This window comes from Fibrella aestuarina BUZ 2 (assembly GCF_000331105.1).
Lineage (GTDB): Bacteria > Bacteroidota > Bacteroidia > Cytophagales > Spirosomataceae > Fibrella > Fibrella aestuarina.
Map to the genome: position 1 here is coordinate 5,826,561 of NC_020054.1, position 21,846 is coordinate 5,848,406.

Sequence of the window (21,846 nt, forward strand, 5' to 3'; positions counted from 1 at the left end):
AAACGCAGCCTAAAGGCCTAGGTTGGCAATGGGACGAACCAGCCTGAAAATGGGATAAACCGAAATCCCTCGCCCTACCGGTGCACCTGAGGGGATTGACGTTACATGGGGAGAGATGCGATCTGCGCCCGAGCGTTGCACCATCCCGCAAAAAGGAGCACTTATTTTTCTTTCCGCAGAAACACGTTGTTGCTGATCGACTCCAGCCGGACCTCGGGGCCACCACTCAGCAGGGTGCCTTCCAGTTGGTAACCTACGATGGGGTGCTTTGGCCGTTTGCCTTTAAAGTCGATGGTCAGGTCAGAGTAGGCTTCGCCCGTGATGGTCTTCATCGACACGTTGGCGCCTTTCGAGCCGGGCCAGCTTACGTCAACAAACCCGCTGATCGACTTGGCCCAGACGGGGCTGGTCGCGCCCTGAATATCGATGTTGCCGTTGATCGTTTCGACGCGCAGGGCGGCCTGCCGCGGCAGCGTGACTTCGTAGTTGATGGTGCTGCAAACCGAATACGAACGCCCGTCCCGATCGGTGCTCCAGTTCGACCGCGTGCCGGGACAATCCTCGGCCCTCCCCTGTTTGATCAATTCCTTGTCAAAATCAGTCGTGAGCCGGACGGCCTGCGCATCAGACCCCGTCTCGACGGTCAGCGCGTCGTCCAGTTTACCGTTGTTGATCGTGGCCGCGATGCGCACCGACACCTCTGGCTTGTCCCAGTAATGTACCTGGATGTTCTCGCCAAACTTCAGGTTCAGGTGCACCGCCTGTCCCGAGGCCACAGGCAGCGTTTTCGTGATGATTTTTTGGGCAAAGACAGGCGCAACCAGCAGCCAGATCAGCAGAAAGAGGATTGAGTTTTTCATGGCAGACGAAGGAAAAAGGGTTGAGGAAAGACGTTATTTCTGCTTGCGGATGTAGATGTCGCTGCTGATGGTTTTCAGCTGAAGGTCAACGCCGCCGCCGTTGGTGGTGCCGTTGATGGCGTGGCCACCGCCCATGCGGGTCATACCGTCTTTTTTGTTCAGGCCCAGGTCGAAATCGGTATACATTTCGCCGGTGATCGAGCTGAGTTTAAAATTGGCTTTGGTCGATGCGGGCAGCGTCACGTCGATGGCACCGCTGATGGTCGAGATGGCGGTGGGCTTGCTTTGGTTCAGGGACGAATAGACCACCCTCACTTCTCCGTTGGTGGTATTGGCCACCACAGGCCCCGTTACGTTCAGCAGGTTGATATCGCCGTTTTTCGTTCGGATTTCCAGGTCACCCTCCACGTTTTGCACCGTGATATCGCCCTTATGCCAGTTGGTCTGTTCGTAGAGAATGGCCACTTTCTGCGGCACCCGAATGGTGTAGGGGATGTCTTTCCGCGTTGCTTTCTCCACGCGCATGACTCCGTTCTCCGAGGTGACCGACAGCCCGATACCGGTGTTGTCGACGGCCGAATTGTAGAGCGGGCGCAGGCCTTTGGCCCGTTCGGGCGGCGCTTCCAGCTTCGATGACGTCTGCACGATCAATTCGTTACCGTTATACCCTTCGACTTTCAGGTTACCGGCATCCAGCAGGATCATCACTTTCTGATCGCCGTTGTTGGCCAGTTTGGTTTTGTACTCCTGTGCGTAGGACACAGTCAGTTGGGCCAGGCAGCCAAGGCCCAGCAGCAGCATTTTTTTCATGATTTAACTAGTTGATTGTTAGTAGTTTATCTCGCCGTCGGCGGCAGACCGTTACGACGTCGACTTCGTGACTTTACTCAAGGCACCGATCCCTTCTTCGGCTTTGAGGCGGACCACGTCCAGCACCTGCTGGTTGCGGGCCAGCCACTGCATTTCCGTGGTCGCTCGTTTCTCTTTGATAGCCACCAGCGCGTCAATCAGCGTCAGTTGCACGTTGGGGTCTTTCTGGATGCGCAGCGACTGGATTAACGCCTCCCGAACCCCTTCCTCCCGCTCGAACCGCAGCAAGGCCTGGCAGGCCGCCAGCCTCACGTTGACGTTAGCGTCGAAGTTGAGCGTATTGATCAGCAACTGTGTGATTTCGCGGTCAGCCTGATCGAGTTCCGAACTCTGGTTGACGGCATGAATCCGGTCGCTGGCCGAGGTTTGCGTCATGGCGTCGAAGGCCAGCGCTTTCTTGATCGAATCGGCCTCCGGTGAATCGGTCTGTGGTTGGTCGGCGGCGGCTATTTCGGTGGCCACCGTCGGTTCCCATTGGGTGTAGTAGCGCCCACCCACGAAGCCCAGCAGCAGCAGCGTCACCCCGGCCGCGAGGCGCAGGCTCCAGCTCGTCAGCTGCCGCACGGGTGTGGTACGCTGCGGCCCGAGCTTCCGGTCCAGTTGAGCCACCAGATTGGTCGAGGGTTGCCCGGCCTGCGCCTCGGTTACGTACTCAAACAGGGGGGCGTGGGGCCGCAGGTGCTCGGGCAGGGGCTGGGTACGTTGGAAAAAATCGCGCAGCTGCCGTTCTTCGTCGAGGGTGGTTTCCCCGGCATAGTAGCGCGTCAGCAGGTCATCAATAGTTGGCTTCATAGTCGTTCAGTTTAACGTACCCATCGCGCAGCCGTTGCCGGGCTCGCGAGAGGGTCACGCGGATGGTGTTGATCGACAGCCCGGTTACCTGTTCGATTTCCTCGAAGGAATATTCCTCCACGTCGCGCAAGTGCAGCACCAGTTTCTGGGTATCGGGCAGTTGGTCGATCAGCCGCCGCAGCTGGCTGGCGCTGTCGGTCAGTTCCGCCTGCCGGTGCGGCGACAGCTGATCGGCGGCGACGCTTCCCAAATCGGCATTGTCGACGCCCTTCTGCCGGTCGTGGGCCTTCAGCCGATCCAGACAGAGGTTTTTGGTCATTTGTACGGCCAGGGCTTCCACGCTTTGATAGGTATCCAGTTGCTGTCGATTCGACCACAGGCGCAGCAGCACATCCTGCAACGCATCCTCGGCATCTTCGCGGTTGCGCAGAAACATCGTAGCCAGCCGGAAGAGTCGGTTCTGAACGGGTAAGATCCGTTGCTTAAACGCCTGTAGGTCCATCTCACTGGCAAAGACGACCGAACAAACCAAACATTACACCATCACCGAAAATTTTTCTTGAATAGCCGTCAGGTACGTTACCAGACAGATGGCATTCGTGTAAAATGGACTAGTCAACCGGCCGCCAGAGCCGTCGATCTATCGGTTGAATTTCCTGCCCAACCACTTGTATCTGTTCGAACAGCGCGTGAGCCGGATGCAAGATCACGTTGTAGGATAACGGAACCAGCACCGATGGCACCGCGACGCCCAGGGAATCGGGGTTGTTCAACCAGTCCTTAAGCCAGGTCTGCGTTCGCTCATAGGTATCGTCCTGCCAGTAGTCGGGAAGTTCGTTTCGATGGTAATAGCGAATGTCATCGGGCACCGCCAGCGAGAACACCCAGTAGGTGGGTAACTCTTCATAGCGAATAGCCGGGGCATGAGCCAGGGTTTCGACCAGACCTAGTTCGGGTGTCGATGTCGCATACAGCACGCCTACGCCTTTGGGATTCCAGCGCCCCCCAAACAGCCGACTGCCCGTTACCGATAGGGGCTCGTGGCGGTACTTATCCCGGATGATTCGATACAGCGTTGGCATAAGGCGACTCAGGCAGGCAGGCCGTAGTCAAGTCGACCCAGCACATCATCAACCAGCCCAAAGCCGGTCACCGTGTCCAGCAGTTGCAGCGGTGCCTGATTGGCCAGTTCGCGGATGGGTGTGCGTAGCCAGGTCAGCACCGTTGATTTCCGACCCTCAAACGTGTCCAGCGCGTGTAGTAAGAGGTTTCTCAACAGGAGCAACCGCTCCGAAGCATCTACCCCGAAGCGCTGGTCAGCGGTTAGGCGATGCAGGTTGCGGGGCGTCATGTTCAGGGCATACGCCATCTCTTTGTCGGTCAGGCCAACCAAAGCCGCTACCTCATCGACTTCAGCACGTAACTGTCCCTGACGGGATGATTGCACCAGTGAAAACGGCGACAGTGAAGTGCCGGCAGGGGTATGAGTTTGGCTAGCCATCTACGAAAGAGACATAAGTCACAAAGCTAAGTGAAATAAGTCACCACACCAAATGCATCACGTACCGGGTCAATAGCTTACCTATCCCGTTCGGTCAGGTACGTTACCGCGGGGCCATTTCCTCTGAAAAAGGGGTGGTCGTAGTCCGAGGTGCCAACGGTCTGGGTCGTACCGTTATATTTGATCGAAAATAACGTACATCATCCCCACTATGCGCTGGCTTTACCTGCTACTCGCCTTCTGGACCGCCCCCCTACGGGCGCAGACCCTGCGCGTGGCGGTGGCGGCCAATGCCCAGTTTGTGATGGAGGCGTTGCGAACGACCTTTCAGCAGCAGACGGGCGTGCATATCGATGCCATTGTGAGTTCGTCGGGGAAGCTGACGACCCAGATTCAGCAGGGAGCGCCTTACGACGTGTTTCTCTCGGCCGACATGGATTACCCGCAGGCCCTGCATCAGCAGCAACTGACCACCGCTGCGCCGATGGCCTACGCCTACGGCTCGCTGGTGCTGTGGACGCTGACCGACCTGCCTCTGTCGGCTGACCTGCGCGTGCTGCAAAACCCGGCGGTGCGCCACATCGGCATTGCCAACCCGGCCACGGCCCCCTACGGCGCGGCGGCGGTGGCGCTGCTCAAGTACCGGAAACAGCTCGACGCGGTGAAGGCGCGACTGGTGTACGGCGAAAGCATCGCGCAGGTAAACCAGTACATCCTGTCGGGGGCGGCGGAAGTGGGCATTACGGCCAAATCCGTTGTGCTCGACCCAAGCCAGAAGCAGCGCGGCCACTGGATCGACCTGCCCCCGCCCGGCTACACGCCCATTGCCCAGGGGGTCGTGATCCTGAAACGCAGCGCACAGCCCAAGGTAGCGGCCCAATTCGTTCAATTTTTGCGTAGCCCGGCGGCGCGTCGTATACTGCACCAGTATGGGTATCGCACACCTACCCTCTAATGCCTTGCCTTATGCCTATTGACTGGCAACCGATCTGGCTCACGCTCCGGCTGGCCAGCGTCACCACCTTCCTCTTACTGCTGATCGGCGTACCACTGGCGAGTTGGCTGGCCCTGAGCCGGTTTCGGCTCAAACCCGTCGTCGAATCGCTGGTGAGTCTGCCGTTGGTGCTGCCACCGTCGGTGGTGGGGTTTTACCTGCTGCTGGCCTTCAGCCCTACCAGCCGCTTCGGGGCATGGCTATTGCAAACGGTTGATCTACAACTGGTTTTCTCCTTCCCCGGCCTGGTGGTAGCGTCGCTGCTTTATAGCCTGCCGTTTATGGTACATCCCATTCAGGCGGGCCTCGAAAACCTGCCCGCCTCCTGGCGCGAAGCGGCCTACACGCTGGGCCAATCACCCGTACGGACGCTCTGGCGCGTGTTGCTACCCAATTGCAAACCGGCGCTGCTGACGGGCGTGGTGCTGTCCTTCGCGCACACCATCGGCGAATTCGGGCTGGTGCTGATGATCGGCGGGAACCTGCCGGGCCAGACGCGGGTGGCGTCCATCGCTATTTACGACGAGGTAGAGCTGCTGCATTTCGACACGGCCCACGCCTACGCCGCCCTGCTGCTGGGGCTATCGTTCGCGATTTTGCTGCTGGTCTACAGCATCAACAAACAGGTGACGGTATGATCAATGCCGCCCTGCGCTTCCCCCGCCTGTTTGCCGACGGCGCTGGTGAACTGAACGTAACCCTGACGCTGGCGACGGGTAGCCTCACGGCGCTGGTGGGTCCGTCGGGGTCGGGTAAAACCACGCTGCTGCGCCTGCTGGCGGGCCTCGACGTACCCAGCGAAGGGCGTATCGTGGTCGACGGGCAGGTCTGGCTCGATACCCAACGTGGTATCAACCAGCGCCCGCAGCAACGCTCCGTGGGATACATTTTTCAGGATGCGGCCCTGTTTCCCAATCTCACAGTGCGCGAGAATATTCTGTTTGTCACGCCCAGGGGCGAACGTACCCGCGCTGACGACTTAATTGAGGCGACCGGCCTGACCCCCTTTGTCGATCAGAAACCAGCGAAGCTGTCGGGTGGGCAACAGAAACGGGTGGCGCTGGCGCGGGCGCTGGTGCGGCGGCCTCAACTGCTGCTACTCGATGAACCTTTTGCGGCGCTGGATACCCCCGCCGCCGACCAACTCCGGCAGGTAGTACTCGATCTGCACCGCGCCTGGGGCACCACCACCCTGCTGGTCAGTCACCACCGGGTCGACGTGGCCGCGCTGGCCGAGCGGGTCATTTCCCTCCATCAGGGCCAGATCCAGGCCGACCAGCCAACGTACCCAGCCGACAAACCAGCCGGTCGGATCAGTCGTATCTGGTTCGATGAGGCCGCGCAGGTGTGGGTGGTCGATACCGACACGTTCCAGGTACGTTCCGCCGATGCCCGGTGGGGACAGCGGCGCGTTGGCGACCGCATCGAGGTTTCCTGGCTGAACTAACCGCGTGCTCAGAGCGACGTAGTCAAGCCCGTTAGTCGTTCGCTGCCCAGCCACAGGTCGAGCGCCTTCTGCTGATCATAACTATCGGGCGATGAGGGGATAGCTTTCGCCCCATCGTAGTAGCCGCCCGAGGTGGTCACGCTGTCGATCAGGGCAACCGCCTGCCGCGCCGACTCGTCGGGCTGGGTGACAAAGCCCGCCAACCGCCCAAAAACACGCAGAAAAGCGCGCAACAGTTTGTCGGTCAGCTTACCCGACCGGCCAAAATTGGTGGCGGGCATAAACCCCGGATTGAACGCATTGACCAGCGTTTCGGGCGTGGCGGCCCTCGCTTTCAGCCGCCGATCGAGTTCGTAGGTGAACAGCACGTTGCAGAGCTTCGAGGTCGTGTAGAACGACTGCTGCTGCCGTCCCGGCTTCAGGCTGGGGTCGGGCGTGGGGTGGGCCATGTCGTCGACGGACCTGAACCGTGGTTTTTCAAACGGCGCGTTTACGGTTGGGTCGTGCAGGGCGCTCGATACCACCACGATGCGTTCGATCGGAAACTTGTCGAGCAGCAGGTTGGTGAGCAGAAAATGGCCGAGGTGATTCACGCCAAACGTTTCTTCGATCCCGTCTTTGGTGTACCGGAAGGGTCCGTCGTAGGTAAGACCGGCGTTACAGATCAGGCCATACACGGGTTCGTCGGCGGGTAGCTGCGCCACAAACCGCCGGATGCTGGCAAAATCGGCGAGGTCCAGCTCACGGATAAGATGCGGTTTCTCCCGATCGAGCGGGGCGAAGGTGCGCACCGCCTCGCGGGCTTTGTCGAGGTTGCGGCAGGCCAGTATGACCCGGTAGTCGCGGTCGAGCAGGTAGTGGGTCAGCCACAGGCCCAGCCCGCTATTGGCCCCGGTAACGATGACAGTCTTCATACCCAACAAGTTACAAAAAAGGGCGAAAGCAACTTACGGGTCAGTTAGTCGAGTGGTTCGTTGAACGGTGCCACCTCTCCCACTGGACCGCTGCCTTACTTTACAAAGCCAATTGAATTACTAGGCTGTTACCTTTTCACGTTTGTAAAAACACCTTCCAACCTCATTTTTACCATGCGTCGTAAACCGTATAATCAACCCGATTATTGGCAACCGTTTACCCAAACCGAGGACACCTCGCAGTGGGTAGCGGGCCTCGACAGTCAGTTGAAGCAAGCCGATCAGCAGGCCGATGTACCCTTGTCCGCGCATAAAGGTCGCCTGCGCTGCTGCCTGACGCCCAACTCCTTCTGGCTGCTCTACACCCTGGGCGAATCGGGGCAGGTGGCCATCCGCACCTGCTACGACCCGCAAACGCTTCAGGGATATCGCCTTGGCAAAAAAACCAAAACGTCGGTCGAGTACCTCATCGACGGGGCGCTGGGTACGTTCCAGGTAACGGTGAGCTGGCCCGGCGACGATGCCCTGTTGCATTACACCACCACCCTCACCCCGCATCAGCCGTTCAGCGTGCAGGCCTTCCCGCGCGATCTGTACCTGCTGGATGGTCAGTTCAATCCCATCACGACCGAGGGCATGGTCTACGTCACCCAAAGCGGCCCCACGTCGGGGCTGGCGTATCTGTCGGTGACCAAACCGCTGGAGGGCTCCCTCGTCTATTTCCAGAATTTCACCGCCCTCAACCCGTATTTCCAGGCGACGCAAACCGAGCCGTCGGACACGGTGAAGGCCCACTGGCCCGAGGTTGGCTTTGCGCTGCCGTCGTCGGAGCACCCGCTGGAAGCCGAGCAGGCCGTGGTGCTGTCCGACGCGTTCATCTACCTCAGCGAGACCGTTCCGGCAAGTGAGTTTGAGGCCGCCGATCAGTTCATGGCCGCGATTGCCTGCGTCTACCGGCAGCTACCCCGCCTCGAAACGACGTACTACGACTGGCGTAAGGCCGCCGAACGCACCATCGACGCCCTGACCGAATCGCCGCATTGCGGGCGTCGCATTCGCCAGCAGTATTACCTCAATGCCTACGTCGATGCGACCAACAAGCCGCCCGAGAGCATGGTCCAACTGGCCATTCTGGTGCCGCTCTGGGAATACCAGACGTGGGGCGAGCGGCCAATACCCCTGGTGGAAGCGCTGCAAAAAAGCCTGCCCACGTTTTACGACAAAAAGCAGGAAACCATCATGCGGTGGCTGCCGGGCGGCACCTTCACCGAAGAAAACCGCAGCGAGGAGCAGGACCCCAACAAAATCGACTCCTGGTACCTGCTCCATACCCTGATGAACCTGAGCCGGCTGGCTGATAAGGGCGATACCAAGGCCAAGGAATTGCTGTTTAGCTCGCTGGAGTTCGTGATCCGGGCGGCGCACCACTTCGCCTACGACTGGCCGGTTTTCTACGACATCCGCACGCTGGACGTGGTGAAAGCCGAAACCGAAAAAGGCAAGGGTGGTGAGCTGGACGTGGCCGGGCTGTACACCCACGTCATGGTGCAGGTGTATGAACTCACCCGCGACGAGCGCTACCTCGACGAGGCCGTCAAATCGGCGGAACGGCTGCGCGGGAAGGGGTTTGAACTGCTCTACCAGACCAACATTACGGTGATGAGCGCCCTCACGCTGGCCAAGCTCTGGAAGCTCACCGGCAACCGGCTGTACTTCGACATGAGCCGCCTCAGCATCGCCAACATTATGGCCCGCATGTGGATCTGGGCAGGCGATTTTGGGTTCGGGCAGGTCCGCAGCACCTTCCTGGGGGTCGCGCCACTCAACAACGCGCCCTACCTGGCGGCTTACGAAGAGGCCGAAATCGTGGCGACGATGATCAATTTCCTAAAAGAAGTGGGACAGGACGTACCCGACCCGATCCGGCTGCTGCTGTCCGAATACATGAAATACCTGCTGCACCGGGGGCGCTTCTACTACCCGTCGGAACTACCCGCCGAGATGGTTTGCCAGGCCCCCCGCGAGGGGCGGATTATCCGGGAACTGCCGATGCCGCTGGAAGACATGCCGACGGGCTGGAAACAGGCGGGCGAAGTTGGGCAGGAAGTCTACGGCGGCGCGCTGGCCTACATCCTGACGACCTACGCCTACAAGCGGTTTGCCCCGGTGCCGGTCGTCGTTTTTGCCGACTACCCCGTTTATCAGGCTGAATACCAGGCTGAACACAAAGACAGCGGGTACGTGATTATCCGGCTGGCGGGTACGGCCGACTATACGTGCCGGGTACGGTTACTGGCCAAAAGTCGCGAGTTACCCACGGTGCGACTACTGGACGATGCCGACCCGACCAACACACCCCTGAAGCCCACGGAGACAACCCGGCACTATGCCGATTATACCGTACCGGGCAATAAACAGCTACGGATCGAATGGGACCGTTCGTAGCCGCCGCATCAAGCAACGAACCTCACAACGAAAACTAACTCAACAACCAACGTTATGGAAACGACAACCGCGCACTACGCCCATACCGCCGTCGAATCGCTGACCGGTAAGCGTATCCTGATCACCGGCGGCACCACGGGTATTGGCCGCGCCATTGCGGTGCTACTAGGCTCCTACGGGGCGCACATCATTACGTTTGGCCGACAGCAGCAGGCCCTCGACGAAGCCCTCGACGCCATCCGAGCGGCCGGGGGGCAGGCCGACGGGCTGATCGCCGACAGCAGCAAGGCCGACGACATCAAGCGGCTCTTTGCTTTTGCCGACGAAAAACTAGGTGGCCTCGATGTGCTGGTCAACAATGCCGCACTGGGGGCCGAGTCGCTGAGCGAGATGAGTGATACCGACTGGCGGTACGTGATCGAGACCAACCTGATCGGGTATATGGCTACGGCCAAAGAAGCCCTGAACCGGATGCAGCCGCAGAAACATGGCCATATTGTGCTGATCGGCTCCATGAGTGCCGATGTGCGTGAGGCGGGCAGTTCGGTATACGTCGCCACCAAATCAGCCATTCAGGGATTTGCCGAAAGCCTGCGCAAAGAAGTCAACCCCGACGGTATCAAAGTGAGTCTGGTCGAGCCGGGCGCGGTCGGGTCTGACATGCAGGATACGACCTCGGACGAGGAACGCGACAAGCAGGCATCGGGCGAGATGCTGCGGGCCGAAGACATCGCCGTAGCGGTCCACTACATCCTGACGCAGCCACGCCGTTGCGATGTCGTTTCCATTCAGATCCGCCCGCACCTGCAATTGATCTGATACCAGTCGCAGCTGGGTATGTTGCTGATGCGCGGATGGTTGCTGACGCTCGGCTCTCGACTGGGCGTCAGTAATCATCCGAGCGTCAGCCATCATTAAGTATTCCAAAATCCTTCCCTCTATGCCCTTCCCGACCGATCTGCTTGTGTTTTCCCCCAACGACGTCGATCTCTCATACTCACCCCTGCGGTCGTCGATTCAGGCGCAAACGTATGTGCTGGGGGCGTTCAACCCCGGCCTCACGCGCCTGCCCAACGGGAATCTGCTGCTTATGATTCGGGTGGCCGAGGCGCTCAATCAGCCCATCATCGGCGAGCAGATTCACACTATCCGCTGGGATCAGGCGGGCGGCTACGTGCTCGATGCTTACCCACTCAACAGCGTCAATGCGGCCGATCCGCGCAAGTTTCAGCTGCTGGGTTACCCCTACAAGGTCATGGCGCTCACGTCGCTGTCGTGGCTGCTTCCCGTTGAGCTAACTCCCGATGGCACGCGCGTGGTATCGGTGCATTACGACAAAATCATTGCCCCGCAACGTACCTACCAAGAGTATGGTGTGGAGGATGCGCGCCTCTCGAAAATCGGCGACACCTATTACATGACCACCTGCTCGGTGAGCGCCGAGCGCCACTCAACCACACTGTACACCTCAACCGACGGCCTCAACTACACGCTGCGGGGCATTATCCTCGATCATCAGAACAAGGATATGGTCTTGTTCGAAGGCCTGATCGATGGAAAGTTCTACGCGCTGACCCGGCCACTGGGCGACTTGTACTTTGCCACCCGCCCCGGCAGCGACTCGTTTCCGGGCCCGTCGATCAACCTGTCGTCGTCGCCCGATGCGCTGCATTGGAAACCCGTCGACGAGCCCTTCATCCGCGCCCGCAAAGGGTCGGCCTCGACCATGAAGATCGGCGGAGGCACGCCGCCCATCCTGACCGAGAAGGGCTGGCTGCTCCTGTATCATGGCGTCGAGCTGAATGGCGTCGTGGGCATTTACCGCACCTTCTGGGCCTTGCTCGACGCCAACGATCCCACGCAGCTCATTCAGCTCCACGACACCACCCCCCTGATGGAACCCAACTCGGCCTTGACCGAACCCATCAAGGATCAGCTTTATCTGTCGGGCGTCGTATTCACCACGGGCATTGTCGAAGCGGGCGATCACTACATCGTGGCATCGGGTGAGGCCGATCTGGCCTGCCGGATAACTCACCTGCCCAAAAGCCTTTTTTAGCCGATTTGTGTTATAGTGTATGACGTATAAGCAATAGCGTTAATCCGTCCGTTACGTCATTCACTCAACTATGAAAACGTTTGTTCGCGAAAACGGGCTTTCGCTCGTTTTGGTTGTCATTACCGTACTGACGCTCCTGGGGCAGCTGGTGGTTGGTTGGCACGAGCTTAACAGCGACCTGACCGATTTTGGCCGAGCGCCCCTTTCTTTCGGCACGTACCTGAGCAGCGGCCACTGCATCGAGGCCGTTTTTGAGAACTGGGAGAGCGAGTTTCTGCAAATGGGCCTGTACGTGCTCCTCACTGCTTCGTTGTTTCAGAAAGGCTCGTCGGAATCGAAAAGCCTCGACGAGCCGGAGGAAGTCGACCGTGACCCCTCGCCCTCGCGGGCCGATGCCCCGTGGCCGGTGCGGCGGGGTGGCTGGGTATTAAAGCTCTACGAAAACTCGCTCAGCCTCGCGTTTTTCGCGCTGTTCGGGCTGTCGTTTTTTCTGCATGCCATCGGGGGTACCAAACAGTACAACGCCGAGCAGGCCATGCATGGCAAGCCCGAGGTGCTCACGCTCTGGCAGTTTATGGGCACCAGCCAGTTCTGGTTTCAGTCGCTGCAAAACTGGCAAAGTGAATTTTTGTCGGTGCTGTCGATTGTGGTGCTGTCGATCTTCCTTCGGCAGAAAGGATCACCCGAATCGAAGCCCGTCGACGCCCCCCACAGCGAAACAGGAAAGTAGACCAGTGTGGTCGTTGTTGACGCCTGCGCCTTTGAATAGACGTCAGCAACAGGCTGTCAGCGAGCCGATTGGGTTAAACACGAGCCCTATCGCCAGCTTGCTAGACAGGGCTTACGTGAGTTTCTGATTTATTGTGCTGACTACACTGAACCAATCGGATACGTGCGCGGTTGAATTAGTAGTCACGACTACTAATTCAACCCCATGGCAACACCAACCCAACTCGGCTTTGTTTCGCTCCAGGTGAGCGACCTGGATGCCTCGCGTCAGTTCTACACGGATGTGATGCAGTTTGAACCCGCTCCTCAGTCGCCACCCGATGCCTGCGTGTTTGCTACCGGGAGCGGGGCCATCTTCACGATTCGGAAGCCACTGGTTGACCTAAACGCGTCCCCGAAACTGGGCTGGGGCGTCGGTCTCTGGTTTGCAATCACTGAACTGGACGCCTTTTTGGCGCGTATCGAGGGAAAGGCTACGGTGGTCCGAGGTATACAGCCAACCCCCTTCGGAAACACCGCTATCCTTGCCGATCCCGACGGGTATTGGCTTACACTGCAAGAAACCAACGCGCTATGAATCAACCACGCTATTGGGTGGTGGTCGCTAGCCGCGACCACGCCCTGAATGGTGTCGAGCAAGGCATTTTGCAGGCTAATCATGGCAAGCCCGCTCCCCTGCGCCGCATGCAACCCGGTGATGGGGTGGTTATCTACGCACCCAAGCGGCAATATGGCCAAACCGAACCGTACCAGCACTTTGTCGCTTTGGGTGTCGTATGCCAGGGGCCGGTGTTTCAGGCAGATGTCAGTCCCGATTTTCGCCCCTTTCGGCGTCATGCCGATTACCAGCCCGTTACCGAGATACCCATTCAGCCTTTACTGGAACGCCTCACGTTTATCGAGAATAAAACGCATTGGGGGAACAAGTTTCGGTTTGGCTGCTTTGACATTCCAGCGGCCGACTTCGCGCTGATTCGGTCGGCCATGACTTCTGACGCCCATGACTAAAACCGCCATTTTCAGCTTTGCCCAACCCGAGGAAAACAACGGTTATCTGCTCTGGCAGGTGAGTATGCGCTGGCAATTGCTCATGAATCAGCGATTGCGTAGTGTGGGGCTTACGCTGACTCAATTCTCGCTGCTGGCCGGTCTGTACTGGCTCAATCGACAGGGCGAGCTGGTCACCCAGCAACGACTGGCCGATTACGCGAACACCGATAAAATGATGACCTCCAAGGTCGTGCAAACCCTGGCCGGCAAGGGGTTAGTGCAACGGGTTGACAATCCGCAGGACGGACGGGCCAAGCACCTGCACCTGACGCCGGCAGGCGAAACGGTGTTGGCTCAGGCCAATACCCTGGTTGAGCAGGTCGACCGGGCTTTTTTCAGGTCCATCGAGCCCGACACCAGTCTCTTTAATCAGCTGATGCAACGGTTAGCCTTGCCGCCTCACGGACCACCGGTGCGTTAACCGTCGACGCAGCATTCTTGCAGCAAGCCAGCTAAGCTATTGGGCTATTTGCAGTACGAGTCCAGGTTGATTTTGAGCGTCCACTGCGACTGTTCGACGAGGTAGTTGTTCTCGCGCAGGGGCCAGGTGGCGCCGCCGTCGGTACTCGCCCGGAAATCGTAGCGTCGGCCTGTTTGCAGTTTGAACGAGGCTACGTTGCGGACGGTGCGGGTGGCGGTAATGAGGCTGCGCCACGACTCTTTGCCCACCTCGCTGTACTGGGTAATGATCTGCGCGGGCAGCGAGGCTTCGTCGAGCGTTTTGCCCGATGGGCAGCGAAAATCGAGCACCAGTTTGATGACCGGCGGCACAGGCAACTCAGCCAGGCTGACCGGGATGGGCTTGGGTTCGCAGGCCTGCCCAACCGCCGACTCAGCGATCAGCCCGCCGTTGGTGCCTTTCCCCCAGGCGTCGGTTTCGTCGTAAATACGCAGTTTGAGACGTCGGCCGCTGCGCTGATTCGAGATGCGGATCAGCGCCCCGTTGTTGACGTTGGCGTAGAACGTCGTGACGCGCTGCCCGTTGTCGGCGTCGATCAGCTCGCAACGGTAATTGATGTCGACATTGGCCAGTTTGCTGGTCACGCTAAACACCGGCCCCACGTCACATACCGACTCGGTCCAGGCGGCTACGTACGTGGCGACCCGGCTTGCCGTTGCCCCGTATTCCAGCTTGCCGGTCTGGGCGTTGCGCACCACCACGCCGGGCGTTTCGGCCTGCCAGCGGTTCAGAAACGTATCGTAGCTATAGAGTGGAATCGAATCGCCGGGCTGCACCACGCGCCCGGTCACCGCGTTGGTCGTGGCCGGGTTGATCTCCATCGTCCAGCGCGCCGCCGGAGCCAGTTGGGTTGCCAGTTGGTACGACTCGTTGAACAGCTCCAGTGCAACCGATCCCGCCAGCGACAGAACCCGCATCGACCCCAGCGCGGGCTTGCCCGGTAGCCCCGCCACATTCGACAGAATACCACCGCCAGGTACGTTGCCCAGGGCGTCGTCGTAGCGGTTGGGTACGTAGAGTACCTGCAGCGTGTTGGGGCCACCCACGGCCTGCCCGTCGCGGTCGGTGAGTTTGGTACCGGTTAGGAGCACCACCGACGCCCGCCACGCATCGGCCGTGGGGCCATTGGTGGTAGCCGTCAGCTCGCCCGACAGGCTTCCCGAGGCATCGGCGCGCCCCGACGACCGCGCTGGCAGCAGCGACCGCGGGGGCTTGCTCTGGCTGATCTGCCGCACCGAACGCCCCACCCGGCTCGGGTTGGTGAGCACCATCGGTTGCAGCACGGTGAGGTACCCGTTGGTTTCCACCACCGCCGTAAACCGGAACGGCTGCTGCGTCGACAGCACCGTTTCGGGCGCCGGAGCCAGCAGCAGTACGCCTTCCGGGTTGACTTTGTATTTAGTGGTGTTGAGCGTGGTCACCACCCGGTTGGCGTCGGGGCCTGCCACTTTCACCCGGTTGTCGGTGGGGCGCGGGTTGTTGGCCGGGTCGTAGAGGCGGATTTCGACAACGCCCTGTTCGATCGGGTCTTTCAGACCGATTTTGACGCCATCGATGGGGTTCTGGCAGGTAAAAAGGCCACCCGCCAGCACAAGGACGGCGAAGGAAAGCATCCGGTGGGTCATAACGTGGGTCGGTTTAAGTTGTACGTCAGCCGGAGGTTCAGCGTGGGCAGGTAGCGGTAGTTGCGCAGGTTATTCTCCACGATCGGCACCTGTTCATCGAGCGTCGTCGTTTCCAGAAAGCCTTCATAGGCGAGGTTCACGCGGGGGCGGCCCAGGTAGTAAACGCCCATCTCGACTCCTACGCCGAAGCGTTTGCGGGGAACGGCGCGGCCAAAACCCCAGCCAACGTACCCAAGCACCGATTGCCATTGCAGGCGCAGATCGACCGTGCCAACGTCTTCGGGTGTGAGTTCGAGCCCGTCGAGTTTCAGCTTGGTGTCGGTGGTCGCCACGGCACCGATGTACGGATGCCAGCTATAGGCGATACCGCCCGCCACAAAAAACGAACTGCGCCGGAACGGGTGCCAGTTGACGCCCGCCTGCACCAGCCCGATCATGACGTCGGGGGCAATATTGAGGTATGATTCCGACGAAACATCGACCTTGATAGGTTTGCGGTAGGCGATGTACTGCCCCTGCACCACCAGGTCGAGCCGATGCGTTTGGCTTACTGTCCGGCTGAGCATGATGCCGGGGCCGGTGGTGGTGAGCTTGATACCGACGGCGTCGATGAGGCGGGGAGCACCTTGCCCACTTTGCCCATAGCCTAGCTGTGCAATCAGCGCAAAACCAACGACCAACCCGTAGCACTGTCCTGTTTTCATACGCTTTCCGTAATGCCTTTCTTTGTCCCTGCCGACGCAAGCCGAAGCCCGGTACATATGTAAAGATGTACACAGCGGCATTACCTGCTCCGCCAATCTGCGTTTAGTGCAAAAGAATAAGCCAGAAAGAGAATTAATTTTTGCAAGCGGTTGGTAACCAACGGGTCACTAGTCGCGCGTCTGTTCGGCAACGTACCCGGCGCGTCGGGTACGTTGCCGAACAGACAGCGCCTTACACCTGCTTGATGTAAAAGACTACCCGCTCGACTTCGGTGAAGCCGCTCCGTTTGTGAAAAGCCTGCCCCAACTGGTTGTCGAACAGCACGTCGGAAGCCAGCTCAGTGCAGCCCTGCTCACGGGCCCACTGCTCGGCCCGGCTGATCAGCGCCCGGCCAATGCCCTGGTCCTGCCGGTCGGGCTGCACGTAGATGCCTTCCAGGTACGCAACCGGCGTCTGGCTGGCGCCAGGTACGTAGTCGATACGTAGCGACAGGTTCATGAAGCCAATAGCCTTGCCCCGTTCGTCGCGGGCCAGAAAACCCGCTTCTCGGGGCGACTGATCAATAGTGCCCAGGATGGCCTGCATGTCGGCGGCATCATAATCGGGCCATAATTCGAGCGCGAGTTGCAACCAGTCGTCCAGGTCTTTTTCCGCTACTTCGTGAATCGTCATAAACTCGTTTTCTCGTCACAATGCCGTTACAGCATTGTAAATGAAAAGGGCTTACTGGTTTTTACGTTCACGGGCTGCCCATTTTTTTGGCCGGGCGTCCAGTTAGGCATCAGCTTGACTACCCGCATGGCTTCTTCGTCGCAGCCACCACCCAGCCGCTGCGCAACCTGCACGTCGGTAATGCTCCCCTGTCGGGTGACGACGAAATCGACCACGAGCCGGCCCATAATCCGGGCACGCTGGGCTTCGGCCGGATAGCGGAGGTTGGTCGCCAGGAATTGATTCAGGCCCGAGTCGCCGCCCGCGGGCATTGGTGGCTGATCGACCTCGGCCAGCGTATACACGGCGTTATCGGCGGGGTTTGGGTCGGTCGGCCGACATAACTGGAGTAGCGGCATGGCGGCGAGCAGCAACAGCACACGCAGGCCAGCTTTGGCGCGGCAACGGATCATCTGGTTCATAAGCGATCGAAGATCGACAAAATAAGAACCCCCATAAAGCCATTGCGTAAACTTAATAGTACCGTAAAGCGAAGTATCTTTTTGAGCGACGTACGCTTTTCTGCCATTCCGAGGGAGCTAGCCGAAACAGACCTGGCGCGACCTGGCTCTGAAACCAACGGCCGAATAGCGAGTTAGACTAATAGCCAACGAAGCAAGCATGGAAACACCAACGACAGCCGCCAGCATTGAGGCCCAACAGCGGGGTATCACGCCCGAACTAGCCGCGTTTGGGCAACACAAGCACATTCCGGCGATCATCGAGAAAAATGTCCTGACGGCCCTGTCGTTCTACCCGGAACTGGCCGACACGGTCATTCATTTCGAGTTCAGGCAGTACATCAAGTCGTCGGTGATGCTGGCGCAACCGGTGTTCAGCAGCCTGCTGGGGCCGCGGCAGCACCGCACCTACCGCATCTACATCAGCGCGCTCTTCAGGCTCACGCACACGGCCATCCCGATCCATCAACTGCCCGACGAGATCATGATTGGCTGGATCGGCCACGAATTGGGGCACATCATGGATTACGAACAACGCAGCAACCTCGGCATGGTGCGGTTTGGCCTGTCGTATCTGTTGTCGGCCAGGTACGTTAAGGAAGCCGAACAGTTGGCCGATGGCTACGCCGTCAACCACGGGCTGGGCAACTACCTGATCGCCACCAAACGGTTTATCCTGGACCATACCGAACTGCCGCAGGCCTACAAAGACAAAATTGCCCGGCTGTATGTGTCGCCGGAGGAAATAACGGAGCAGGTGCGGCGGCTGGAAACCGAGAAGCTCGACGCCCAGCGCGCCGCCCTCTAGCCCTTACCCCAGGCTGTTGATATACTGCTCGAATTCCAGAAAATCGGCTTCTTTCATCACGCGCGGAATCTTCGCCTGCCCGCCCAGTTTCTTGAATTCCTCGCTCCAGCGGTAGAATTTCTCGACCGGAATCACCTCGGCCTCCACGCCTTTCAGCGATTTGGTCCGGGCGACCTTGTAGTTTTTGTTGGCCACCTGCAACGCCTCGTCGAGGGCGGGAGCCACCGGTGCGTCGGGGAGCGTCTGGTTGGCGCCGATATACCATTTGTTGATGTATTCGCCGTTTTTACGCACCGCCGCCACCACAAATTCGGGAATCTCGATGTTGAACTGCTGCTGTAGCTGCTGCATGGCCTGATTCATCTGAAACACCGACAATTGCTCGCCGACCACGTTCAGGAAATGCTTCGTGCGGCCGGTAATCTTGATCTCAGCCCGCTGCTTGTCGGTGATCATCACGGTGTCGCCGATCATGTACCGCCACGCGCCCGATACGGTCGAAATCAGCAGCACGTAGTCCACGTTTTCGTCGGCCGCTTCGAGGGCCAGCACCGGCGCGTCGGGTTTTACCCGGCCGGCTTCGTCCATGTTTTCGTCGGTGAAGGGCACAAACTCGAAGAAGATGCCATTGTCGACGATCAGCGCCATCGACTCGGTATCGGGGCGTTTCTGCGTCGCCAGGTACCCTTCCGACGTCAGGTACGTGTCGATGTAGGTGAGGGGGCGGGCCAGTAGCGTTTCGAGGCTTTTCCGGTACGGCTCAAACGCAACCCCACCCGAGGTGTAGACCTGCAGGTTGGGCCAGATGTCGTGGATGGTGTCGAGCTTGTTGTAGGCGATTACTTCCTTCAACATCATCTCGATCCACGACGGAATGCCGCTAAGGCTACCGATGTCCCAGCCGGGGGCCTCCTGCGCGATGCGTCGCACGCGCTCGTCCCAGTCCAGGATGGAGGCGATCTCGGTGCCGGGTTTGTAGTAGCCCCGAAACCAAGCCGGAATGTTGGCCGCGCTGATGCCGCTGATTTCGCCTTCCTGATGGTCGTCTTTCTGGATCAGGTTGACGCTGCTGCCCAGCATCATGATCTGCTTCTCGAAAAAATCGGCGGGCAGATCGAAGTTTTTGAGGCTCATCACCTGCTGAATCCCCGATTTCCGAATCGAATCGAGCATATCGTCGGTAACGGGAATGGCTTTGCTGGTGCTGGTGGTGCCGCTGCTGAGCGCGAAATAATGCTGTCCGCCGGGCCAGGTTACGTTCTGGTGCCCTTCTTCTAGGTAGTGCCACCAGTCGGCATGTAGTTTGTCGTAGTCATGAACGGGCACCGCCTGCTGAAAGGCCGCGACCGGATCGGCGCTGTGCAGGATGTCGGTAAACGTATACCGTTTGCCAAAGGCCGTGAGCCGGGCTTTTTCCAGCAACTGCCGGAGTACCTCGCGCTGCGCCTTGGCCGGATTAGGTTCCGACGTAATGAAGCCATATACATCAATGGCCTTTCGAATCAATTCACCAATAACGGCCATATAGAAGCTCTATCGAATAGATACACTACCCGATTAACCCGCTCACCCCGCCTTTGTTGGTAAGTCGACCACAATACTGATGTATGGCAATCGAGTACCAAGCGTCTGGTTGGCATACAGACCTCGTGCCAGGGCATGGGGATTCGGCAGGCCGCGGTTACGGCCAACCCTTGTTTTGGCAACGTACCTGAGCACTGCAGCCGGGCCGCTCTCAGGTACGTTGCCGTCAAGCCGTCACGATATCCATCCGGCTGATGAGCCCGTTTTCAATCGTGTAGACGTGTTTGATCAGCCCGTCGGTGAGCAGCGCGCCTTGTTTGTCCTCGATCAGCTGATGCACAACCACCTCCGTTTGGCCAGTCGGCAACTCGCGATACGAGATGGGCGTCACAACGGGGTTGATCGACTGCCACTGGCGCTGCCAGTAGTCGCGCACGGCGTCGTGCCCGTGCAGGTAGCCGCCTTCCCAACCGTTTGGCCAGTCGACGGTTGGGGTTAGCAGGGGCAGCACGCCGTCGATGACGCGCGCATTGAAGGCCTCGTAGGCCCGGCTGATCAGGTCCTGATTGGTCATCGTCGTCTGGGGGTTGTGTTGGCCAAAACTAAGCGCCGGGCCGGTGGGTAACGCGTCGGTGCCGGTTGAGATTTTGTCGGCTGCGCCGAGGTGTCACCAGCCCGAAATGACGGTTCACCCACCTGATGTTCCGGTTCATGGGTATTTCGCTTGCTCAGCCGCCCGGAGGGGCGTAATCTGTGGCTCTCTAACCGCTACCCGCTTCCCCTTGGATCCGCTAAACGACCGCTGGCTACGCATCGTGGGCATTCTGTTGCTGATGCTGCTCTATACCAGCGGCGCGGGTGTTTTCCAGCAACCCTTCAGCGGTAAACTGCTCCTGCGCATTACGCTGACGTTGTTACTTTTCGTCACGTACTGGCACGTCCTGCGCGGCCTGATTTTCGTTTTCCGGCGGCGGTTCCCCCAGCGGCGGAAAACCCTCCTGCGCCTGTTGCTCACGGTGCTGACGGGCGTTGTGGCGGCGTCGATCCTTGGTTTTCTGTCGGCAGTGCTGCGGTTCTGGGTGCGGTATGGTACGCTGGCCAATTTCCGAAACACCGATCAGGCGGCGAGTTTTACGCTCAACAGCCTGACCCTTTCGTTTCGCCTGTTTGGCGTCGACGTCTTTCAGTCGGTCATCATCGTTGCCTTCTACCTGACCCTCTACGAAACCCTCTTCTACATTCACGACTCAACGCAGAACCACAAACGACTCAAGCAGGCCGAGCAGGAGAAAGAAAAGCTCCGCATCGCCAACCTGCAAAGCCAGCTCGACGCGCTGAAACAGCAGGTCAACCCGCATTTTCTGTTCAACAGCCTCAACGTGCTCGACTCGCTGATCGAAGAAGATCCGCAGCAGGCGCGCGTGTTTCTCGATGAACTGAGTTCGGTGTATCGGTATTTGCTCCGGTCCAACGAGAGCCGACTAACCCCGCTCACGACCGAACTAGCGTTTATTCAGTCGTATTTTCACCTGCTGAAAACCCGGCACGGGGAGGGCCTGACGCTGACGGTCGCCATCGACGAGGCCCTTGCCGATTACCAGTTGCCGCCGCTGACACTGCAATTGCTGGTGGAGAACGCGGTCAAGCATAACGTAGTGCTACCCGATCAACCCCTTACGATTCGGATCGAAACCGACTCGCAGGCCCGACTGTCGGTGCGGAATACGCTGCAAAAAAAGCCGTCGCGGGTACTGAGCAACGGCGTGGGGCTGGGTAATATTCTGGCGAAATACCAGATGCTGGGGCAGGCAGCACCCACCTTCTTCGAGATCGACGGTGAGTTTGTGGTCACCCTCCCGCTCATTCAGCCGGAGTAGGGAGTTGGCTTCGC

At 59.2% G+C, this 21,846-nt stretch carries 25 protein-coding genes; 12 read left to right on the top strand and 13 right to left on the bottom strand.

Annotated elements, in window-relative coordinates; translation table 11 throughout:
- Window positions 1-161: 161 nt before the first annotated feature.
- From FAES_RS24095 to FAES_RS24120, 6 genes are all read right to left on the bottom strand, one after another.
- Entirely contained in the window at window positions 162-860 is a 699-nt protein-coding gene (locus FAES_RS24095; RefSeq protein ID WP_015333811.1) for a DUF4097 family beta strand repeat-containing protein, read from the bottom strand.
- A gap of 33 nt (window positions 861-893) precedes the next feature.
- Entirely contained in the window at window positions 894-1,670 is a 777-nt protein-coding gene (locus tag FAES_RS24100) for a DUF4097 family beta strand repeat-containing protein (RefSeq protein ID WP_015333812.1), read from the bottom strand.
- A gap of 51 nt (window positions 1,671-1,721) precedes the next feature.
- On the bottom strand, window positions 1,722-2,522 hold the full coding sequence (locus tag FAES_RS24105) for a HEAT repeat domain-containing protein (protein ID WP_015333813.1): 801 nt from the start codon (window positions 2,520-2,522) through the stop codon (window positions 1,722-1,724).
- On the bottom strand, window positions 2,506-3,024 hold the full coding sequence (locus tag FAES_RS24110) for a GFO_1088 family ECF-type sigma factor (RefSeq protein WP_041258352.1): 519 nt from the start codon (window positions 3,022-3,024) through the stop codon (window positions 2,506-2,508). The genes FAES_RS24105 and FAES_RS24110 overlap by 17 nt, the downstream gene beginning before the upstream one ends.
- A gap of 109 nt (window positions 3,025-3,133) precedes the next feature.
- Complete coding sequence (locus tag FAES_RS24115; protein WP_015333815.1) at window positions 3,134-3,604, bottom strand: RES family NAD+ phosphorylase; 471 nt, start codon at window positions 3,602-3,604, stop codon at window positions 3,134-3,136.
- Between the two features lie 8 nt (window positions 3,605-3,612).
- Window positions 3,613-4,023: an Xre family toxin-antitoxin system antitoxin gene (locus FAES_RS24120; protein ID WP_015333816.1), complete on the bottom strand. Its 411-nt coding sequence runs from the start codon at window positions 4,021-4,023 to the stop codon at window positions 3,613-3,615.
- Between the two features lie 211 nt (window positions 4,024-4,234).
- Between FAES_RS24120 and modA the strand changes: the two genes are divergently transcribed.
- Genes modA through FAES_RS24135 form a run of 3 tightly spaced genes read left to right on the top strand, consistent with a single transcriptional unit; the run spans window position 4,235 to window position 6,464 of the window.
- Window positions 4,235-4,978 carry a molybdate ABC transporter substrate-binding protein gene (gene modA / locus FAES_RS24125; RefSeq protein WP_015333817.1) on the top strand — a complete coding sequence of 248 codons (744 nt, stop codon included), beginning with the start codon at window positions 4,235-4,237 and terminating at the stop codon, window positions 4,976-4,978.
- Between the two features lie 11 nt (window positions 4,979-4,989).
- Complete coding sequence (gene modB, locus FAES_RS24130) at window positions 4,990-5,655, top strand: molybdate ABC transporter permease subunit (protein ID WP_041258353.1); 666 nt, start codon at window positions 4,990-4,992, stop codon at window positions 5,653-5,655.
- Window positions 5,652-6,464: a sulfate/molybdate ABC transporter ATP-binding protein gene (locus FAES_RS24135; RefSeq protein WP_015333819.1), complete on the top strand. Its 813-nt coding sequence runs from the start codon at window positions 5,652-5,654 to the stop codon at window positions 6,462-6,464. The genes modB and FAES_RS24135 overlap by 4 nt, the downstream gene beginning before the upstream one ends.
- Window positions 6,465-6,472: 8 nt before the next feature.
- Here FAES_RS24135 and FAES_RS24140 read toward each other — a convergent pair whose 3' ends face one another.
- Entirely contained in the window at window positions 6,473-7,378 is a 906-nt protein-coding gene (locus FAES_RS24140) for an SDR family NAD(P)-dependent oxidoreductase (protein ID WP_015333820.1), read from the bottom strand.
- Window positions 7,379-7,552: 174 nt separating this feature from the next.
- On the opposite strand from FAES_RS24140, the gene FAES_RS24145 reads away from it, so the two are divergent.
- The 7 genes from FAES_RS24145 (at window position 7,553) to FAES_RS24175 (ending at window position 14,082) form a co-directional block, all read left to right on the top strand.
- Entirely contained in the window at window positions 7,553-9,823 is a 2,271-nt protein-coding gene (locus tag FAES_RS24145; RefSeq protein ID WP_015333821.1) for a glycoside hydrolase family 88 protein, read from the top strand.
- A gap of 54 nt (window positions 9,824-9,877) precedes the next feature.
- On the top strand, window positions 9,878-10,642 hold the full coding sequence (locus tag FAES_RS24150; protein WP_015333822.1) for an SDR family oxidoreductase: 765 nt from the start codon (window positions 9,878-9,880) through the stop codon (window positions 10,640-10,642).
- A 121-nt stretch (window positions 10,643-10,763) separates the two neighbouring features.
- Window positions 10,764-11,882 (top strand): glycoside hydrolase family 130 protein, encoded by a 1,119-nt coding sequence (locus FAES_RS24155; RefSeq protein ID WP_015333823.1) that lies wholly within the window; start codon window positions 10,764-10,766, stop codon window positions 11,880-11,882.
- A gap of 70 nt (window positions 11,883-11,952) precedes the next feature.
- Complete coding sequence (locus tag FAES_RS24160; protein ID WP_015333824.1) at window positions 11,953-12,612, top strand: DUF6766 family protein; 660 nt, start codon at window positions 11,953-11,955, stop codon at window positions 12,610-12,612.
- Between the two features lie 204 nt (window positions 12,613-12,816).
- Window positions 12,817-13,188: a VOC family protein gene (locus FAES_RS24165; RefSeq protein WP_015333825.1), complete on the top strand. Its 372-nt coding sequence runs from the start codon at window positions 12,817-12,819 to the stop codon at window positions 13,186-13,188.
- Window positions 13,185-13,619 carry an EVE domain-containing protein gene (locus FAES_RS24170; RefSeq protein ID WP_015333826.1) on the top strand — a complete coding sequence of 145 codons (435 nt, stop codon included), beginning with the start codon at window positions 13,185-13,187 and terminating at the stop codon, window positions 13,617-13,619. The genes FAES_RS24165 and FAES_RS24170 overlap by 4 nt, the downstream gene beginning before the upstream one ends.
- On the top strand, window positions 13,612-14,082 hold the full coding sequence (locus FAES_RS24175; RefSeq protein ID WP_015333827.1) for a MarR family winged helix-turn-helix transcriptional regulator: 471 nt from the start codon (window positions 13,612-13,614) through the stop codon (window positions 14,080-14,082). Before FAES_RS24170 ends, FAES_RS24175 begins: the two co-directional genes overlap by 8 nt.
- 44 nt (window positions 14,083-14,126) lie before the next feature.
- Here the strand turns inward: FAES_RS24175 and FAES_RS24180 are convergent, their stop codons facing one another.
- The 4 genes from FAES_RS24180 to FAES_RS24195 form a co-directional block, all read right to left on the bottom strand.
- Window positions 14,127-15,746 (bottom strand): hypothetical protein, encoded by a 1,620-nt coding sequence (locus tag FAES_RS24180; RefSeq protein WP_015333828.1) that lies wholly within the window; start codon window positions 15,744-15,746, stop codon window positions 14,127-14,129.
- Window positions 15,743-16,450, bottom strand: coding sequence for a hypothetical protein (locus tag FAES_RS24185; RefSeq protein WP_229364529.1), 708 nt, complete (start codon window positions 16,448-16,450; stop codon window positions 15,743-15,745). The genes FAES_RS24180 and FAES_RS24185 overlap by 4 nt, the downstream gene beginning before the upstream one ends.
- Window positions 16,451-16,682: 232 nt before the next feature.
- Window positions 16,683-17,123, bottom strand: coding sequence for an aminoglycoside 6'-N-acetyltransferase (gene aac(6'), locus FAES_RS24190; RefSeq protein ID WP_015333831.1), 441 nt, complete (start codon window positions 17,121-17,123; stop codon window positions 16,683-16,685).
- 26 nt (window positions 17,124-17,149) lie between these two features.
- Window positions 17,150-17,584: an energy transducer TonB gene (locus FAES_RS24195; protein ID WP_015333832.1), complete on the bottom strand. Its 435-nt coding sequence runs from the start codon at window positions 17,582-17,584 to the stop codon at window positions 17,150-17,152.
- Window positions 17,585-17,783: 199 nt separating this feature from the next.
- On the opposite strand from FAES_RS24195, the gene FAES_RS24200 reads away from it, so the two are divergent.
- Window positions 17,784-18,431 carry a hypothetical protein gene (locus tag FAES_RS24200; protein ID WP_015333833.1) on the top strand — a complete coding sequence of 216 codons (648 nt, stop codon included), beginning with the start codon at window positions 17,784-17,786 and terminating at the stop codon, window positions 18,429-18,431.
- Between the two features lie 3 nt (window positions 18,432-18,434).
- On the opposite strand, the gene FAES_RS24205 is transcribed toward FAES_RS24200, so the two are convergent.
- Together FAES_RS24205 and FAES_RS24210 are read right to left on the bottom strand one after the other, a co-directional pair.
- Window positions 18,435-19,955 carry a GH3 family acyl-acid amido synthetase gene (locus FAES_RS24205; protein WP_015333834.1) on the bottom strand — a complete coding sequence of 507 codons (1,521 nt, stop codon included), beginning with the start codon at window positions 19,953-19,955 and terminating at the stop codon, window positions 18,435-18,437.
- Between the two features lie 226 nt (window positions 19,956-20,181).
- A complete protein-coding gene (locus FAES_RS24210; protein ID WP_015333835.1) occupies window positions 20,182-20,529 on the bottom strand; it encodes a nuclear transport factor 2 family protein in 348 nt (115 codons plus the stop codon).
- Between the two features lie 106 nt (window positions 20,530-20,635).
- On the opposite strand from FAES_RS24210, the gene FAES_RS24215 reads away from it, so the two are divergent.
- Window positions 20,636-21,832: a sensor histidine kinase gene (locus FAES_RS24215; protein WP_015333836.1), complete on the top strand. Its 1,197-nt coding sequence runs from the start codon at window positions 20,636-20,638 to the stop codon at window positions 21,830-21,832.
- Window positions 21,833-21,846: the final 14 nt, after the last annotated feature.

Excerpts from the sequence above, each read along its gene's own strand:
- FAES_RS24165 (WP_015333825.1), top strand. The coding sequence starts at position 12,817 with ATGGCAACACCAACCCAACTCGGCTTTGTTTCGCTCCAGGTGAGCGAC.
- FAES_RS24115 (WP_015333815.1), bottom strand. The coding sequence starts at position 3,604 with ATGCCAACGCTGTATCGAATCATCCGGGATAAGTACCGCCACGAGCCC.
- FAES_RS24210 (WP_015333835.1), bottom strand. The coding sequence starts at position 20,529 with ATGACCAATCAGGACCTGATCAGCCGGGCCTACGAGGCCTTCAATGCG.
- modA (WP_015333817.1), top strand. The coding sequence starts at position 4,235 with ATGCGCTGGCTTTACCTGCTACTCGCCTTCTGGACCGCCCCCCTACGG.
- FAES_RS24180 (WP_015333828.1), bottom strand. The coding sequence starts at position 15,746 with ATGACCCACCGGATGCTTTCCTTCGCCGTCCTTGTGCTGGCGGGTGGC.
- FAES_RS24170 (WP_015333826.1), top strand. The coding sequence starts at position 13,185 with ATGAATCAACCACGCTATTGGGTGGTGGTCGCTAGCCGCGACCACGCC.
- FAES_RS24100 (WP_015333812.1), bottom strand. The coding sequence starts at position 1,670 with ATGAAAAAAATGCTGCTGCTGGGCCTTGGCTGCCTGGCCCAACTGACT.
- FAES_RS24145 (WP_015333821.1), top strand. The coding sequence starts at position 7,553 with ATGCGTCGTAAACCGTATAATCAACCCGATTATTGGCAACCGTTTACC.
- FAES_RS24200 (WP_015333833.1), top strand. The coding sequence starts at position 17,784 with ATGGAAACACCAACGACAGCCGCCAGCATTGAGGCCCAACAGCGGGGT.
- FAES_RS24140 (WP_015333820.1), bottom strand. The coding sequence starts at position 7,378 with ATGAAGACTGTCATCGTTACCGGGGCCAATAGCGGGCTGGGCCTGTGG.
- FAES_RS24105 (WP_015333813.1), bottom strand. The coding sequence starts at position 2,522 with ATGAAGCCAACTATTGATGACCTGCTGACGCGCTACTATGCCGGGGAA.
- FAES_RS24150 (WP_015333822.1), top strand. The coding sequence starts at position 9,878 with ATGGAAACGACAACCGCGCACTACGCCCATACCGCCGTCGAATCGCTG.
- FAES_RS24185 (WP_229364529.1), bottom strand. The coding sequence starts at position 16,450 with ATGAAAACAGGACAGTGCTACGGGTTGGTCGTTGGTTTTGCGCTGATT.
- FAES_RS24120 (WP_015333816.1), bottom strand. The coding sequence starts at position 4,023 with ATGGCTAGCCAAACTCATACCCCTGCCGGCACTTCACTGTCGCCGTTT.
- FAES_RS24215 (WP_015333836.1), top strand. The coding sequence starts at position 20,636 with ATGACGGTTCACCCACCTGATGTTCCGGTTCATGGGTATTTCGCTTGC.
- FAES_RS24155 (WP_015333823.1), top strand. The coding sequence starts at position 10,764 with ATGCCCTTCCCGACCGATCTGCTTGTGTTTTCCCCCAACGACGTCGAT.
- FAES_RS24175 (WP_015333827.1), top strand. The coding sequence starts at position 13,612 with ATGACTAAAACCGCCATTTTCAGCTTTGCCCAACCCGAGGAAAACAAC.
- FAES_RS24110 (WP_041258352.1), bottom strand. The coding sequence starts at position 3,024 with ATGGACCTACAGGCGTTTAAGCAACGGATCTTACCCGTTCAGAACCGA.
- FAES_RS24195 (WP_015333832.1), bottom strand. The coding sequence starts at position 17,584 with ATGAACCAGATGATCCGTTGCCGCGCCAAAGCTGGCCTGCGTGTGCTG.
- FAES_RS24160 (WP_015333824.1), top strand. The coding sequence starts at position 11,953 with ATGAAAACGTTTGTTCGCGAAAACGGGCTTTCGCTCGTTTTGGTTGTC.
- modB (WP_041258353.1), top strand. The coding sequence starts at position 4,990 with ATGCCTATTGACTGGCAACCGATCTGGCTCACGCTCCGGCTGGCCAGC.
- FAES_RS24135 (WP_015333819.1), top strand. The coding sequence starts at position 5,652 with ATGATCAATGCCGCCCTGCGCTTCCCCCGCCTGTTTGCCGACGGCGCT.
- FAES_RS24205 (WP_015333834.1), bottom strand. The coding sequence starts at position 19,955 with ATGGCCGTTATTGGTGAATTGATTCGAAAGGCCATTGATGTATATGGC.
- FAES_RS24095 (WP_015333811.1), bottom strand. The coding sequence starts at position 860 with ATGAAAAACTCAATCCTCTTTCTGCTGATCTGGCTGCTGGTTGCGCCT.